The following is a 14,030-nucleotide window of genomic DNA, read 5'->3' on the forward strand; positions in this document are numbered from 1 at the left end:
GGTGGGGGTGAACGAGCATGGCAACCCCAGAAGCGAAACCTTCCACTCCCCATCTCTTCCTGACCGCTGAAAGCTGAAAGCTGACCGCTCCCTCACTCCCGCCCCCTCGCCGTGTACACCAACGTCCTCGGCTCCTCTACGTCGGGCTGGTCCGGCCCCTGGTGCTCGGGGTCGGCGATCATGCCGTCCTCCGCCTCCGTGTCGCGGGCGAGGTTGTCGCCGAATGCGGCCACGTCGTCGTGACCCGCCACCTGATACGCGCGCAGGGCGACCGTGAGGAGCAGCGCGGTCGTGGCGAAGCCGATCACGATGGCCGTGAGGATGAGCGCCTGCGGCAGCGGGTCCACGTAGGGGCCGGGGAGCGTGAGCAGCGGCGGCGCGTCCTCCCGCAAGCCCGCCACCGTCAGCGTCGCCAGGTTGCCCCCGTAGGTGATGAAGCTCAGCCCCAGCACCACCCGCACGATGGTGCGCGACAGCAGCAGAAAGACCCCTGCCGCGACGAGCAGGCCGACCAGGAGGGCGAAGAGGGTTTCCATCAGGCGACCAGCTCCCGGCTTCCAGCGGCCAGCGGGAGCGTCTTCGGGCTGGCGGCTGGCGGCTGGCGGTTGGCAGCCCTCATCCGTCCCCCTCCACCGTCTCGTCCGGCTCCACGTCGATGAGGCCGTAGGCGATGGCGAGGCTCGCCCCCACGACCACGAGGTACACGCCGAGGTCGAAGAGCAGCGCGGTCGCCCACTCGAACTCCCCAGTCAGGGCGGTGGTGATGTAGCCGTAGTCGCTCTTGAGGAAAGGCCTGCCCAGCAGGTAGGGCACCAGTCCGGTGACGAGGGAGAGGGCGAGGCCCCACGGCACGAGCCGGGCCGGGTCCAGCCGCAGGGCGCTGTGGCCGTAGGCCATGCGGTGCAGGATCAGGGCGCAGGCGGTCATCAGCCCGGCGATGAAGCCGCCGCCGGGGGCGTTGTGGCCGCGCCACAGCAGCAGCATGGCGAACAGAATCACGAGCGCGAAGGCCGCCCGGCTCACCGAGCGCAGGATGGGGTCCCCGGCGAGGGGCGCGGCGGCGGCCTCGCTCGGGCGGGGGAGGGTGGCCGATTTCCTGCGTTTGGGACTCATTCTTCCTCCTCGGCGGACGTGGGCGTCCGGCCCCGCTGCCCCAGCCGCACCAGCCCCAGCACGGCGAGGGCGACCATCCCGACCACCGTGATCTCCCCGAGGGTGTCGAAGCCCCGGAAGTCCACCAGGATCACGTTGACCACGTTCTTGCCGCCGCCGAGCCTGTAGCTGTTCTCCAGGTAGTACGGCGAGATGGGCGGGGCCAGGAAGCGCACGCTGGCGAGGACGAGCAGCGTGGCCCCCACGCCCGCCGAGGCGGCCAGCCCCACGTCCAGCCCATAGCGCCAGCGGGTGCGCGGCAGGTCGCGGCTGCCCGGCAGGAAGCGGAAGGCGAGCAGGAACAGGATCACCGTCACCGCCTCCACGAGCAGTTGCGTCAGCGCGAGGTCGGGGGCGCGCAGGCCCAGGAACGCGGCGGCGCTCCCGAAGCCCGTCAGCCCCGTCACGACCACGGCGGTCAGGCGGCTGCGCGCGAGCAGCACCCCCACCGCCCCCGCCACGAGCAGCGCCGCCGTCGGCAGCAGCGCGAGCGGCGGCGTGCCGATGGCGTGGAACACCTGCGGTGCCCGCCACACCCCGTACCCGGTGATCAGCCCGGCGGCGACGAGCATGATGCGGAGCTGGTCGGGCAAGGCGAGGCCCTGCGTGCGCGCGATCAGGCGGCTGGCGACGATGTTCGTTCCGTCCACCAGCGCGTAGTAGACGGTGTTCGCGTTCGTGCGCGGCGTGAGGCGACGTTGCAGGTCCCCCACCCGCCCCGCCTGCCACACGAGCAGCCCGCCCAGTCCCCAGGTGAGGAGCGTGGCGAGGAGCGCGGGCGTGACGCCGTGCCAGAGTTGGAGGTGCCCGCCGTACTCCGCGAAATTCAGCGCTCCCTGCGCCGTCCGTGTCAGCGCCTCCGCTGTCCCCGGCAGCAGCCCGAAGACGAGGGCGGTCAGCGCGAGGAGTCCGGCGGGCACGGTCAGGCCGGGCGGTGCCTCGTGCGGGCGGGCGTCCTCCGGGTGGCGCAGCGGTCCCCAGAACACGCGCAGCAGCCGGAAGGAGTACGCGAAGGTCAGGGCACTGCCCAGCACGGCGACCGCGAGGAAGAGGGGACCGTGGTGGAGCATCCCCTCGTAGAACAGCTCTTTGGAGATGAAGCCCCCCAGCGGCGGCAGTCCCGCCATGCTCAGCGCGGCGAGGAGGGCGGCGGCGAAGGTGAGGGGCAGCACACGCCGCAGCCCGCCCAGCATCGGCAGTTCGCGCGTGCCCGTCTCGTGGTCCACGATGCCCACCACGAAGAAGAGGGCCGCCTTGAAGGCCGCGTGGTTGAGCAGGTGTGCGGTCGCGGCGAAGCGTCCCTCGGCGTCCGCCAGCCCGTACAGGCTCATCAGGAGGCCGAGTTGCGACACGGTGGAGTAGGCGAGCAGCGCCTTGAGGTCCGTCTGCCGCAGCGCGAGCCACGACCCCCAGACGAGCGTGGCGAGGCCGACGGGCACGATGATGCCGCTCCACAGCGCCGAGGAGCCGAACAGCAGCCCGAACTTGGCGACGAGCACCACGCCCGCCTTCACCATCGTCGCGGAGTGCAGGAAGGCGGAGACGGGCGTGGGGGCCTCCATCGCCGTCGGGAGCCAGAGGTGGAAGGGCAGTTGGGCGCTCTTCGTGAACGCGGCGAGCAGCGTCAGCAGCAGCGCGGGCGTGAAGAGGGGCGAGGCGCGCAGGGCGTCCACATCCAGCCCCGAGAGCGACGTGCTGCCCCCCGCGATGCCGATCAAGGCCACCGCCGCGAGCAGGGCCAGCCCGCCGATCACGCTCACCAGAAACGCCTTCACCGCCCCGTCCCGCGCCGCCGAGCGGGTGTGCCACAGCCCGATCAGGAGGAAGCTCGTCACGCTCGTCATCTCCCAGAAGCCGAACAGCGCCACGAGGTTGTCACTGAGGACCAGCCCCAGCATCGAGCCGCCGAAGAGCAGCAGGTAGGCGTAGAAACGCCCGAACCGCTCGCGCTCCGAGAGGTACGCCACCGAGTACAGACTCGCCAGCGCGCCGATCACGCCGATCAGCAGGGCGAACAGCAGCGAGAAGCCGTCCCCCCGGAAGGCGAGCGCGAGGTCGAGCGTGGGCACCCAACGCGTGACCTCCAGGGCGGGAGGTGTGCCCGGCATCCCTGAGAGCGGCACGGCGAGCAGCAGCGCGGGCACGAACGCCAGCGCCGCCACGTACCCCGTCCGTCGCCCGAGGCGCGGCCCCAGCCACGCGGCCAGTCCGGCGAGCAGGAAGGGCAGGAGGACGGCGAGCGTCACCGCGCGCCCCACTGGTCGCTGTTCTTCCCTCGTACCATCCTCACCTCACCGCGCCGTTCGTCACTGGGACGGAGCGAACCCCTTCCCTCCGCCCTCCATGTCCTTCCCTGACGTGCCTGACGTGGGTTCAGTCTACGGGCGGCCCGGCACCCCCGAGTTAGACAGGTCCGGCAACCCGAAGCCTTTCTCAAGGTTTACGGCGGCGGGGTGAGAACGCCCGCCCGGTTAGACACCCCTCCCCACCCACCCGTGTGAGGCGTACACTGCGCCCATGTCCCCGCGCGCCGCGTTTTTTTATTGGTTCGGTTCCCACCGGGCCTGACGCCTGCGCTGCCACCCCAGCCACGAGCCGCCCGGAGGAATCCCCCCTCCGGGCGCTTTCGTTCTCCCCACGAGAGGAAGCCCGCACATGACCCACCCCGACCCCCTCATCCAGGCTGGCCGCACCGAGAACCTGAACGTCTCGGGCTTCACCCCCCTGATCACGCCCCGCGCCCTCAAGGTGAGCCTGCCCCTCACGCCGGGGGCCGAGCGCACCGTGCTGGCGGGCCGCCGCGCCGCCCAGGACATCCTGCACGGGCGGGACGACCGCCTGCTCGTGGTGGTGGGGCCGTGTTCGGTCCACGACTTCGGGCAGGCCGCCCAGTACGCCGAACGCCTCGCCGCGCTGCGAGAGCGGGTGAGAGACCGGCTGGAGGTCCACATGCGCGTCTACGTGGACAAGCCCCGCACGACGGTGGGCTGGCGCGGCTCCCTGATGGACCCCGACATGACGGGAGCGAACGACATCAACAAGGGGCTGGCCCTGACCCGCGAGCTGATGATCCGCGTCTCCGAACTCGGGCTGCCCGTCGCCACGGAGCTGCTCGACCCCTTCGCGCCGCAGTTCCTCTTCGACGCGGTGGCGTGGGCCTGCCTTGGCGCGCGGACCACCGAGTCGCAGACCCACCGGGTCATGGCGAGCGCGGTCTCGGCCCCGATGGGCTTCAAGAACGGCACGGGCGGCGGCCTGAAGCTCGCGGTGGACGCCATCGTGGCGGCCAGCCACCCACACGCCTTTTTCACCGTGGACGACGATGGGCAGTCGTGCATCGTCCACACGCGCGGCAACCCCGACGGGCACGTCATCCTGCGCGGCGGGAGGGGCGGGCCGAACTACGCCCCCCAGTTCGTCGCCGAGGCCGAGGGGCTGATGCGGGCGGCGAAGCTCGACCCCGCCGTGATGGTGGACTGCTCGCACGCCAACAGCGGCTCGGACCACACCCGCCAGGGCCTCGTGTGGCGCGATGTGCTCCACCAGCGCACGCGCGGCGCGTCGGTCATCAAGGGCCTGATGATCGAGTCCAACCTCCGCCCCGGCAAGCAGAGCATCCCCGCCGACCTCTCGCAGCTCGTCCCCGGCGTCAGCGTCACCGACGCCTGCGTGGGCTGGGACGAGACGGAGGCGTTGCTTATGGAGGCGCACGCGGCGCTGGGGCGGGAGGTGGTCACAGGGTAGACCTCGTGTCCATGCCTACTCGTGAAGTGTTCTGGGATGGAGACAAGAACAAGGTCATCGTCTCCACTCTGAAGGACTTGATGGCCGAGTTGCGAAAAGCAACCGAAGAGGCTGTGAGCATTCAGATTCAGGTTGACTTTGTGCTGTCCATAGATGACAGGGCATTCCTGCTCACCGTCGGGGAGGGAAATCGAAGTCATGTGATGTTTGCTCGCGGCACCCCGAAGAAGGGGAATCAGCGTTTTGACTATGTGTTGGATGGAATCGAAGAGGAACCCTTCCACGTCTTTCTATATGGGGGAAGTTGCAGCGAAGTGGCTTTCAACCGTACTGCGTCTTATGAGGCTGCGGTAGATGCACTCAAGGAGTTCTTCGCCAATGGCGACCGGCCTGGAAGTCTCTCCTGGGAGACGCCTTCCTGACCGAATCGTCTCTGCTTGCCCTCTCAAAGCCTGGCCCTTCACCCTCACCCCCCGTCAGCCCTCCGTCACCCTCCTCCCCGAATCTGAGCCATGCGCGCACTCCTCCCCCTGCTTGCCCTGACGCTGGCGGCCACGCTCCCCACGGCGCGGGCTGGCACGCCCGACCCCCTGAACGGTACATGGCAACTGACGCACGCGCAGGGGCTGAGGGGTGCCGTCTCGCCGGGCACGTCGGCCCTGTGGGTGGCGGGGGGCACCGTCCGGGGCCGCTTCGGCTGCGGAGCCTACGCCGGGACCATCGAGGCGGCGCAGAGCCGGGTCAGGATCAGCGTCCAGCCCCTCGCCCCCGACCCCGCCGCCCGCTGTCCCCTCACGCCGCCGAGTGTCTTCGAGGATGGCCTGAACGCCGCCGAAGCGTACGTGGTGAGCGAGAACGTCGGGCAGTTGGTGTTGTTTTCCGGCACGACCCGCCTGATCTTCGAGCGACCGCGCCCGTAGCCTCCTCATCCCGGCACGAGGTCGAACACCACTATTTCGGGTGGGCAGTTCAGGCGCAGTGGAACGGTCGTCACCCCCAGCCCACGCGAAACGAAGCCGGACGCAGGACCGCCCACGAACCCGGCGGCGAAGCGGCGTCCGTGGCGGCTGGACGTGAGGAGGGGAACGCCACCGGGCAGACAGACTTGCCCTCCGTGCGTGTGCCCGCACAGGGTCAGGCCGACGCGGGCGGGCACCTCGGGCAGCAAGTCGGGGTTGTGGCTCATCAGCAGCACGGCAGCGTCCTCCGGGGTATCACCCAGCGCCGCCGCGAGGTCGGGCTGTCCCCGGCGCAGATCGTCCACGCCTGCGAGGAAGAGGTCGTCCCGCAGGGTGACACCTGCATTCCGTAGGAGGCGGATGTCCACCTGCCCAAGCTTCCGCCCGAAGGTGTCCTGTGCCTCGCGAGCAGGCTGCCCGGTGCGGTGGGCGACCCGTGCCGTGTATTCGAGGTCGTGGTTGCCCCACACGGCCCAGACCCCCAGGGGCGCGCGCAGCCGGGCGAGTTCCCGGAACAGTGGGGCGGGGGAGGCGGTCAGGTCGGCGTCCACGAAGTCCCCGGTGACGAGCACCACGTCCGGGCGCAGGGCCAGCGCCGCGTCCACCCACGCCCGCACCGAGCGGCGGCGGATGTAGACCCCGTGGTGAAGGTCGCTGAGCTGGACGGCCCGCAGCGGCGCACGCAGGCGGGGAAGCCCGACCTGGTAGCGGTTGACCTCGAAGCCGTAGGTCCGGGCGAGGGTGACGCCCGCCCATGCGCTCAGGCCGAGCGTGCCGAGGCTCAATGCCGAGCGGGTAATATTCACCCCTCCCGTCTGAACGTCACCTTTCCACTCACTACCGTCAGCGTCGGCCAGCCCCGCAAAGTCTCGCCCGCCCAGGGGGTGAACTTCGCCTTGCTCCTGAACTCGGCGGAGTTGACCTCACGCTCCGTCTCCAGGTCGAGGACGACCAGATCGGCGGGAGCGCCCTCCTCCAGCGTCGGCGTGGGCCAGCCCATCACGCGGGCGGGGGCGGCGGTCATGAGGTCGAGGAGCCGCTCCAGCCCAAGCTGTTCCCCGAAGCGCGTCCACATCAGGGGGAAGGCGAGTTCGATATAGGCGATGCCCGAAGGTGCGGTCAGCAGGTCACGTTCCTTCTCCGCCCGCGTGTGCGGCGCGTGGTCGGTGGCGAGGCAATCCACGGTGCCGTCGAGCAGCCCGGCAAGGAGGTGGTCCGCGTCCGCCTGAGTCCGAAGCGGCGGGGCGACCTTGTAGATCGCGTCGAAGGACCGCAGCGCCTCGTCCGTCAGCGTCAGGTGGTGCGGACAGACCTCGCAGGTGACGGGCAGGCCGCGCCCCTTCGCCTCCCGCACGAGGTCGAGCGCGCGGGCGGTGGAGAGGTGCTGGACGTGCAGCCGCGCCCCCGTCTGAGCCACGATCTCCAGATCGCGCGCCACGCGGGCTGCCTCCGCTGCCGCCGGGTTGCCGGGCAGACCCAGTTCCTCGGACACCGGCCCCTCGTTCATCACTCCGTCCGCGCGCAGGGAGGCGTCCTCGGCGTGGACGCTCACCACCATGCCGAGCGAGCGGGCGTACTCCAGCCCCAGCCGCAGCACGCGGGCGTTCTCGTTCGTGCGCCCGTCGTCGGTGAACATGACGGCCCCGGCCTCCTTGAGGTAGGTCAGTTCGGCCAGTTGCTCGCCCTTCTGCCCCCTCGTCAGTGCCGCCGCCGGGCGTAGGCGGGCAAATCCCAGTCCCTCCGCCTTCTCAATCAGCATTCGCACGATGGCCGGGTCGTCCACGACCGGGGACGTGTTCGGCATGGACACGACCGTTCCGTACCCGCCCGCCGCCGCCGCCGCGAGACCCGAGGCGAGGTCTTCCTTCTCCGTCTGCCCCGGCTCGCGCAGGTGCGCGTGGAGTTCGATGAGGGCGGGCGCGACGGTGCCGCCCTGCCCGTCAATGACTTGTCCAAGTTCGCCGATATTCCAGCCTTTGATAGCGCCATTCTCTACGGTGACGGATTCGGATTGATCGGAGTTGGGGCGTTTGATGTTGGTGATGGTGAGCATGAATACCTCTTCTCAATTCTTCTGCCGGGTCGGGAGGCCGCCGCAGTTCGCACCGTCGTTCGGATACCAGATGTAGGGTCCAGGGGGGAGGCTAGCGTCCGCCGATTTCACCACAGTGAATTGGAAAACCCGCATCGAACCGAAGTGCGGCGTCGTTGTCCAGCCGCAATTTTTGACAGTGAAGGAGACGCCTCGCGTCAATCCGGCCAGCGAGCAGTTGCGCCACCGTGCGGGCTGGGCGCTGCGGCGGTTGAGCCGTTCTGAGAGCTGCTCGTAGGCCGTATAGGTGTCCTTGACCTTGCGGATGCTCCCGCCCGGCCCGGCGCGGATGGAGGCCGTTCTCCCCGACTCGGCCCGCTCCGTGACTGCCCAAGTGTTCGCGGTACGCCGGGCCTGCGTTCCGTGGGCCTGTGCCAGCAGCCGGGCCACCGTCTGAGGTGGCAGGCGGTAGACGGTACAGTTCACCGCCGAGCGTGGACGACACGCGGCCTGATCCACTCCTGCTGAGGCCCGTTCTAATGCCTGAAGCGCCCGCACGACCTCCGCTGGGGCCGCCACGGGAGAACAGGCCACCGTCCATCCCTGAAGCGTCAGCAGCCCGACCAACGCCGCTCGCCGCACCCTACTCCCGCCCCACCAGCAGGTGATACAGCACGCTCATCCTGACCGCCTGCCCGTTCTCCACCTGCCGCACGATGCGGCTGCGCGGCCCGTCGGCGGTGTCCGAGCTGATCTCCAGGTCGCGGTTCATGGGGCCGGGGTGCAAGGCGATGGCCCCGCTCTCGGCCTCCCGCATCAGCCGCTCGTTCACCTGATACGTGTCGGCGTACTCCGCCAAACTGGCGAGGTAGCCCGCGTCCATCCGCTCCTGCTGGAGCCGCAGGGCCATGACGGCGTGGGCACCCCGGACGGCTTCCTGCGGGTCGGTCGTCAGCGTCACGCCGGGCAGGGCGGCGAGGTCGGCGGGGAGGAGGGTGGCGGGGCCGCACAGAACTACCTTCGCCCCCAGCTTCGGCAGGAGTTCCGCGTTGCTACGCGCGACCCGCGAATGCCGCACGTCCCCGACGATGGCGACCGTCTTCCCCTCCAGCGTGCCGAACTCCTGCCGCACCGTGTAGGCGTCGAGGAGGGCCTGGGTGGGGTGCGCCCGCCGCCCGTCGCCCGCATTGATGACGGGTTTGCCGCTGTAGCGCGCGACGAGGTGTGCCGCCCCCGCCACGCCATGCCGCACGACGTAAGCATCCACCTTGTAGGCGGTCAGGACCTCCACCGTGTCGCGCAACGATTCGCCCTTGCTCAGGCTGCTCGCGCCCGCCGCGAAGCTCACCACGTCCGCGCTCATGCGCCGGGCGGCGAGTTCGAACGAGATGCGCGTGCGGGTGGAGTTCTCGAAAAAGGCCGTGCAGACCGTCAGCCCTTGCAGCGCCGGGACCTTTCTCACCGGGCGGTCGAGCACCTGGGCCATCGTGTCCGCGTTGTCCAGCAGGGCAGTCAGGCGCTCGGGCGTCCAGCCCTGGAAGTCGAGCAGGTGCCGGGGGCGGGGGGTCGCCGTCATCGCAGCGTCTCCACGTCGTGCAGTTCCACAAGGTCCACCCCGTCCGTCTCGGTCAGACGCACCTTGACGACCTCGGTGCGTGCGGTCGGCAGATTCTTGCCCACGTAGTCGGCGCGGATGGGGAGTTCGCGGTGCCCCCGGTCCACGAGGACGGCGAGTTGGATGCCCTCCGGCCTGCCGAGGTCGATCAGGGCGTCGAGCGCCGCGCGCACGGTGCGGCCCGTGTACAGCACGTCGTCCACGAGGACCACCCGCCGCCGCGCGAGGTCGAACGGTACCTGCGTCTCCCGGATGATGGGCTGCCGCGCAATCTCCGTCAGGTCATCCCGGTACAGGGTGATGTCGAGTCGCCCGGTGGGCACCTCCACCCCCTCCAGCTCCCCGAGCTTCGCCGCCAGCCGCGCCGCGAGCGGGATACCGCGCGTGTGGATGCCGATCAGGGCCAGATTCTCCGCCCCCCGGTTGCGCTCCACGATCTCATGGGCGATGCGCGTCAGGGCGCGGCGGATTTCGTCGGTGGTGAGGATGGTCGCTTTGGGCGTCATGCCCGTCCCTGCCCAAAAAAAACGCCGCTCAGCGCGTGCCGTCGGCCTCCCAGATCACGTTGCATCTTCGCTCCTTCTCCTGCCTCACGGGGCGGGTGCGGTCTCACGGGGCCGCTGAGAAAGGCCGGGGGGCGGGTGTGCCCACTGCCTGCGGGAGTGTACACCGGGAAGAGGAGCGTGGCGAGTCCACCCCAACCTCTGCCTTGAACACGCTTTGAAAGACGCACCTAACTTGACACGAAGGCGCTCAAGTTTTATCTTATATGCAGTTGAGCGGGAGGCCACGCGAGCCGTGCCGAACGCTTCCATTCCCAGGAGGTAACGACCTTGATGCGATTTGACCCTTTTCGTGAGATCGAGGAACTGACGCAGCGCATGGACCGGGCTTTCGGCGGAGCCGTGAGCGGCCAGGTCGCCCGCCTCGCCCCCCCCGTGGACGTGCATGAGGACGAGGGGGGCTTGGAGCTGACCCTCGACCTGCCGGGTGTGCAGCCCGACGACATCCAGATCGAGGCCGAGAACCAGACGCTGACCGTGCAGGCCAAGCGCGGCTACAGCCGCTCCGAGGGCCGCACCGCCCACCGCGTCGAGCGCGCGTACGGCACCTTCTCCCGCACCTTCAGCGTGCCCGCCAAGTACGACCTGACAAAGGTCGAGGCCGACTTCGACCACGGCACCCTGACCCTGCGCGTGCCCCGCAGCGAAGCCGCCCAGAAGCGCAGCGTGCAGGTTCGCACGGGCGGCCAGCTCGGTGCCCCGAAGACCGTCGAGGCCGGGCAGGACATTCCCGTCGCCGAGACGCAGGGCGCGTAAGCTCCCGCATCCAAAAGCCACTCCCGCCGAGGTTCGCCCCGGCGGGAGATTTGCTGTTCTGGCGACTGGCGACTCCTCCCTACGCCAACACCTCGGCGGGCAGCGTGGAGGCGTCCAGCGCCCCCGTCATCACCGATACGGTATCCGCCATGCTGAGGTTCTTCGGGTTCACGACGGCGGCGCGGCGTCCGAGGCGCTGGATGTGGATGCGGTCGGCGATCTCGAAGACGTGCGGCATGTTGTGGCTGATGATGATGACGGGCAGGCCGTTGTCGCGCACCCGGCGGATCAGGTCGAGGACCATGTTGCCCTCCTTGACGCCGAGGGCGGCGGTCGGCTCGTCGAGGATGACCACGTGCCGCGCGAAGGCCGCGCTGCGGGCCACCGCCACGCCCTGCCGCTGCCCGCCCGAGAGCGTCTCCACCGCCTGCGTCATGGAACGGATGCCGATCTTGAGGCTCTGCATGTGCCCGGTCGCCTCCTGAAGCATCCGGGGTTTGTCGAGCACCCGGAAGAGGCGACCGAGGAGGCCGGGCCGCACGAGTTCGCGCCCCAGGAACAGGTTCTCGGCGATGGTCATGGCGGGGGCCACCGCGAGGTCCTGATACACCGTCTCGATGCCGTGCCGCCGCGCGTCGATGGGGCTGCGGAAGTGGACGATCTCGCCGTCCAGCCGCAACTCGCCCGAATCCGGGATGGTCGCGCCCGACAGCGCCTTGATGAGGCTGGACTTGCCCGCGCCGTTGTCGCCGATGACGGCCAGAATCTCGCCCGCACGCAACTCGAAGTCGGCCCCGTCGAGCGCGGTGACGTGCCCGTAGCGTTTGACGAGGGTGCGGGCCTCCAGCACGGGCACGCCGGGGCGGGAGGGGAAGGGCGCGGGGGTGGTGGACGACGAGAGGCTCACGAGCGCCTCCGGCTGAACTGGTCGGTGGCGACCGCGAGGATGACGAGGATGCCCGTGATGAGAATCTGGTACACGCTCGGCACGCCCATCAGCGTCAGGCCGTTGCGGAACACGCCCACGATCAGCGCCCCGATCAGGGTCCCGATCAGCAGGCCGCGTCCCCCGAAGAGGCTGGTGCCGCCGAGCACGACCGCCGTGATGGAGTCCAGGTTCTCGGTGCCCCCCGCGTTCGGGTCGCCCGCCCCCGTCCGCGCCACGAGCACGAGCGCCGCGATGCCGTACAGCAGCCCGGCCACCGTGTACACGAGCAGGATCACCCGCTGGGTCGGGATGCCCGTCAGGCGCGCGGCCTCCGGGTTGTTGCCCACCGCGTACAGGTGGCGTCCCGGTGCCGTGTGGCTGAGGATGAGCGCGGTGACGAGGTACAGCAGCAGCATCAGCACCGTGCCGTAGGTGACGGCGGCCCCGCCGATGCGGAAGGTGTTCCCCAGGAAGGTCAGCGCGTTCGGCAGCCCCGTCACCGTCTGCGCGCCGGAGTAAATCTGCGTCGTGGCGAAGACGATGTTGAGCATGCCCAGCGTGACGATGAAGGGCGGCAGCTTGACCCGCGTGATGAGCGTGCCGTTGAGAAAGCCGATGAATGTGGTCGCCGCGAGCGCGAGCAGGATGGCGACAACGGGAGGCAATCCCGCCGTGACCGCCAGCTTCGTCACGAGCACGTTGCCCAGCGCCATGATCATCCCGTTGGACAGGTCGATGCCCGCCGTCAGGATCACCAGCGTCTGCCCGATGGCGAGCACGCCCAGCACCGCGACCTGCTGGAGGATCAGCGAGAAGTTCTGCCCGCTCAGGAAGTTGTCCGCGCGCACCGAGAAGAAGATGACGGCGAGCACGAGCGCCATCAGCGGTCCCAGCACCGAGATGCTGGGCAGCCGTTCGCGCAGGCTGTAGCGCTCGGGCGGGATGGCGAGCGATTTGGGATTGGGATTCGTCATGCGTGGGCACCTCGGGAGAGATAGGGGAGACGACCACCCCCGTTCCGGCGGGGTCCGGGGGCAGTCGTCGGGTGGGGGAACTCAGCTCATGTCGGGGGATTCAGGGCGGGAGGAGCGGGAAGACCACGCCTCTCGTCTCATGGAGCAGCCCGGCACCTTCAAGCCCTCACCACTTCAGCGCGTAGGGAAGAACTCAGGCCCCTGATCTTCCGCTGGCCGCTGGAAGCTGGCGGCTGGCCGCTCCCCTCACTGCCCCCAGCAGTTCGCCAGCCCGAACTTGGCGTCCTGGCTCTTCACGCCCGCGACGGCCTTGTTCGCGATGAGGGTCACGCCCGTGTCGGTGTAGCCCTTCGCCTTCTTGCCGCCCTTGGCGTAGGCGACGCCCGCCTCCACGCCCATCGAGGCCATCTTGAGGGGGTACTGCTGGCTGGTGGCGGCGATCACCCCGGCCTGCACGTTCCGCACGCCCGCGCAGCCGCCGTCCACCGAGAGGATCAGCACGTCCTTTTCCCGCCCGGCGGCCTTGAGCGCCTGATAGGCCCCGGCGGCGGCGGGTTCGTTGATGGTGTACACGACGTTGATGTTGGGGTTGCGTTGCAGGCAGTTTTCCATCGCCGTCTGCCCCTTGGCCTGATCGCCGAAGGTGTCCTGCGCGCAGGCGACGATGGGCGCGGTCGCCAGGTTGGCCGTCCGGGCGTTGATGCCCGCCACCCCGTACCCGGCGAGGAAGCCGTTGTGCCGCTGGATGCCGACCGGGTGGCCGGGGAAGAGGTCGAGCATGGCGACGACGGCCTTCTTGTTGCCCATCGCCTTGCGCGCGTACTGGCCGATCAGGACGCCCGCCTGATAGTTGTTGGTCGCGTACAGCGCGTCCACCGCGCTCGCCGGGTCGGTGGGGGAGTCCAGCGCGATGACCTGCACGCCCTGTGCCTGCGCCTTCTTGATGGACGGAATGATGGCCTTCGCGTCGTTGGGCGTGATCAGGATGGTCTTGGCCCCCGCCGCGACCATGTTCTCGATGGCCGTGACCTGCCCGGCGTTGTCGCCGTCGGTCTTGCCCGCCGCCGTCAGCAGGCGCACCCCGTTGACGGTGGCGGCCTTCTGAGCGCCCTCCTTCATCTTCACGAAGAAGGGGTTGGTCTCGGTCTTCGTGATCAGCCCGACGACGGGTTGAGCGCCCTGCGCGAGCGAGAGGCCCAGCACGGCGGCGGCGGTGAGGCTGAGGGTGGCGGTCACGAACTTGGGGGTTGCACGCATGGGTCTTCTCCTGGGAGTGAATCGGGGCGGGGGGCCGGGGGCGGACGGGA

Annotated in this window: 15 protein-coding genes; 4 read left to right on the forward strand and 11 right to left on the reverse strand. The window is 69.5% G+C overall.

Annotation, left to right across the window (positions count from 1 at the left end):
• Positions 1-92 precede the first annotated feature (92 nt).
• From V3W47_RS18220 to mbhE, 3 genes are all read right to left on the reverse strand, one after another.
• Positions 93-536: a sodium:proton antiporter gene (locus V3W47_RS18220; protein ID WP_331826659.1), complete on the reverse strand. Its 444-nt coding sequence runs from the start codon at positions 534-536 to the stop codon at positions 93-95.
• A 79-nt stretch (positions 537-615) separates the two neighbouring features.
• Positions 616-1,113 (reverse strand): Na(+)/H(+) antiporter subunit B, encoded by a 498-nt coding sequence (locus V3W47_RS18225; RefSeq protein ID WP_331826660.1) that lies wholly within the window; start codon positions 1,111-1,113, stop codon positions 616-618.
• Positions 1,110-3,398, reverse strand: a complete 2,289-nt coding sequence (mbhE, locus tag V3W47_RS18230) for a hydrogen gas-evolving membrane-bound hydrogenase subunit E (protein ID WP_331826661.1) — start codon at positions 3,396-3,398, stop codon at positions 1,110-1,112. Before mbhE ends, V3W47_RS18225 begins: the two co-directional genes overlap by 4 nt.
• 409 nt (positions 3,399-3,807) lie before the next feature.
• Here mbhE and V3W47_RS18235 point away from each other — a divergent pair, with 409 nt between their 5' ends.
• From V3W47_RS18235 to V3W47_RS18245, 3 genes are all read left to right on the forward strand, one after another.
• A complete protein-coding gene (locus V3W47_RS18235) occupies positions 3,808-4,896 on the forward strand; it encodes a 3-deoxy-7-phosphoheptulonate synthase (RefSeq protein WP_331826662.1) in 1,089 nt (362 codons plus the stop codon).
• A gap of 11 nt (positions 4,897-4,907) precedes the next feature.
• Entirely contained in the window at positions 4,908-5,318 is a 411-nt protein-coding gene (locus tag V3W47_RS18240; RefSeq protein ID WP_331826663.1) for a hypothetical protein, read from the forward strand.
• A gap of 90 nt (positions 5,319-5,408) precedes the next feature.
• Positions 5,409-5,816, forward strand: a complete 408-nt coding sequence (locus tag V3W47_RS18245) for an META domain-containing protein (protein ID WP_331826664.1) — start codon at positions 5,409-5,411, stop codon at positions 5,814-5,816.
• A gap of 5 nt (positions 5,817-5,821) precedes the next feature.
• On the opposite strand, the gene V3W47_RS18250 is transcribed toward V3W47_RS18245, so the two are convergent.
• The 5 genes from V3W47_RS18250 to pyrR all read right to left on the reverse strand — a co-directional run bounded on the left by V3W47_RS18250 (position 5,822) and on the right by pyrR (position 10,008).
• Positions 5,822-6,661 (reverse strand): metallophosphoesterase, encoded by an 840-nt coding sequence (locus tag V3W47_RS18250; RefSeq protein ID WP_331826665.1) that lies wholly within the window; start codon positions 6,659-6,661, stop codon positions 5,822-5,824.
• A complete protein-coding gene (locus V3W47_RS18255; protein WP_331826666.1) occupies positions 6,658-7,908 on the reverse strand; it encodes a dihydroorotase in 1,251 nt (416 codons plus the stop codon). The genes V3W47_RS18250 and V3W47_RS18255 overlap by 4 nt, the downstream gene beginning before the upstream one ends.
• A gap of 12 nt (positions 7,909-7,920) precedes the next feature.
• Positions 7,921-8,466 carry a hypothetical protein gene (locus V3W47_RS18260; protein WP_331826667.1) on the reverse strand — a complete coding sequence of 182 codons (546 nt, stop codon included), beginning with the start codon at positions 8,464-8,466 and terminating at the stop codon, positions 7,921-7,923.
• Between the two features lie 64 nt (positions 8,467-8,530).
• Complete coding sequence (locus tag V3W47_RS18265; RefSeq protein WP_331826668.1) at positions 8,531-9,463, reverse strand: aspartate carbamoyltransferase catalytic subunit; 933 nt, start codon at positions 9,461-9,463, stop codon at positions 8,531-8,533.
• The gene (gene pyrR / locus V3W47_RS18270; RefSeq protein WP_331826669.1) at positions 9,460-10,008 is read right to left on the reverse strand and encodes a bifunctional pyr operon transcriptional regulator/uracil phosphoribosyltransferase PyrR; all 549 of its coding nucleotides are present in this window, start codon (positions 10,006-10,008) and stop codon (positions 9,460-9,462) included. The genes V3W47_RS18265 and pyrR overlap by 4 nt, the downstream gene beginning before the upstream one ends.
• Before the next feature lie 327 nt (positions 10,009-10,335).
• Between pyrR and V3W47_RS18275 the strand changes: the two genes are divergently transcribed.
• Positions 10,336-10,821, forward strand: a complete 486-nt coding sequence (locus tag V3W47_RS18275) for an Hsp20/alpha crystallin family protein (protein ID WP_331826670.1) — start codon at positions 10,336-10,338, stop codon at positions 10,819-10,821.
• Between the two features lie 79 nt (positions 10,822-10,900).
• Here V3W47_RS18275 and V3W47_RS18280 read toward each other — a convergent pair whose 3' ends face one another.
• The 3 genes from V3W47_RS18280 to V3W47_RS18290 form a co-directional block, all read right to left on the reverse strand.
• Positions 10,901-11,728 (reverse strand): ATP-binding cassette domain-containing protein, encoded by an 828-nt coding sequence (locus V3W47_RS18280; protein WP_331826671.1) that lies wholly within the window; start codon positions 11,726-11,728, stop codon positions 10,901-10,903.
• Complete coding sequence (locus tag V3W47_RS18285) at positions 11,725-12,723, reverse strand: ABC transporter permease (protein WP_331826672.1); 999 nt, start codon at positions 12,721-12,723, stop codon at positions 11,725-11,727. The genes V3W47_RS18280 and V3W47_RS18285 overlap by 4 nt, the downstream gene beginning before the upstream one ends.
• 246 nt (positions 12,724-12,969) lie before the next feature.
• Positions 12,970-13,980 carry a sugar ABC transporter substrate-binding protein gene (locus tag V3W47_RS18290; protein ID WP_331826673.1) on the reverse strand — a complete coding sequence of 337 codons (1,011 nt, stop codon included), beginning with the start codon at positions 13,978-13,980 and terminating at the stop codon, positions 12,970-12,972.
• Positions 13,981-14,030: the final 50 nt, after the last annotated feature.

This window comes from Deinococcus sp. YIM 134068, assembly GCF_036543075.1.
Lineage (GTDB): Bacteria > Deinococcota > Deinococci > Deinococcales > Deinococcaceae > Deinococcus > Deinococcus lichenicola.

What these genes read in the sequence shown, in the direction of transcription:
- V3W47_RS18220 (WP_331826659.1), bottom strand. Translation starts at nt 536, where the DNA reads ATGGAAACCCTCTTCGCCCTCCTGGTCGGCCTGCTCGTCGCGGCAGGG.
- V3W47_RS18240 (WP_331826663.1), top strand. Translation starts at nt 4,908, where the DNA reads ATGCCTACTCGTGAAGTGTTCTGGGATGGAGACAAGAACAAGGTCATC.
- V3W47_RS18285 (WP_331826672.1), bottom strand. Translation starts at nt 12,723, where the DNA reads ATGACGAATCCCAATCCCAAATCGCTCGCCATCCCGCCCGAGCGCTAC.
- V3W47_RS18235 (WP_331826662.1), top strand. Translation starts at nt 3,808, where the DNA reads ATGACCCACCCCGACCCCCTCATCCAGGCTGGCCGCACCGAGAACCTG.
- V3W47_RS18290 (WP_331826673.1), bottom strand. Translation starts at nt 13,980, where the DNA reads ATGCGTGCAACCCCCAAGTTCGTGACCGCCACCCTCAGCCTCACCGCC.
- V3W47_RS18265 (WP_331826668.1), bottom strand. Translation starts at nt 9,463, where the DNA reads ATGACGGCGACCCCCCGCCCCCGGCACCTGCTCGACTTCCAGGGCTGG.
- V3W47_RS18245 (WP_331826664.1), top strand. Translation starts at nt 5,409, where the DNA reads ATGCGCGCACTCCTCCCCCTGCTTGCCCTGACGCTGGCGGCCACGCTC.
- V3W47_RS18255 (WP_331826666.1), bottom strand. Translation starts at nt 7,908, where the DNA reads ATGCTCACCATCACCAACATCAAACGCCCCAACTCCGATCAATCCGAA.
- pyrR (WP_331826669.1), bottom strand. Translation starts at nt 10,008, where the DNA reads ATGACGCCCAAAGCGACCATCCTCACCACCGACGAAATCCGCCGCGCC.
- V3W47_RS18225 (WP_331826660.1), bottom strand. Translation starts at nt 1,113, where the DNA reads ATGAGTCCCAAACGCAGGAAATCGGCCACCCTCCCCCGCCCGAGCGAG.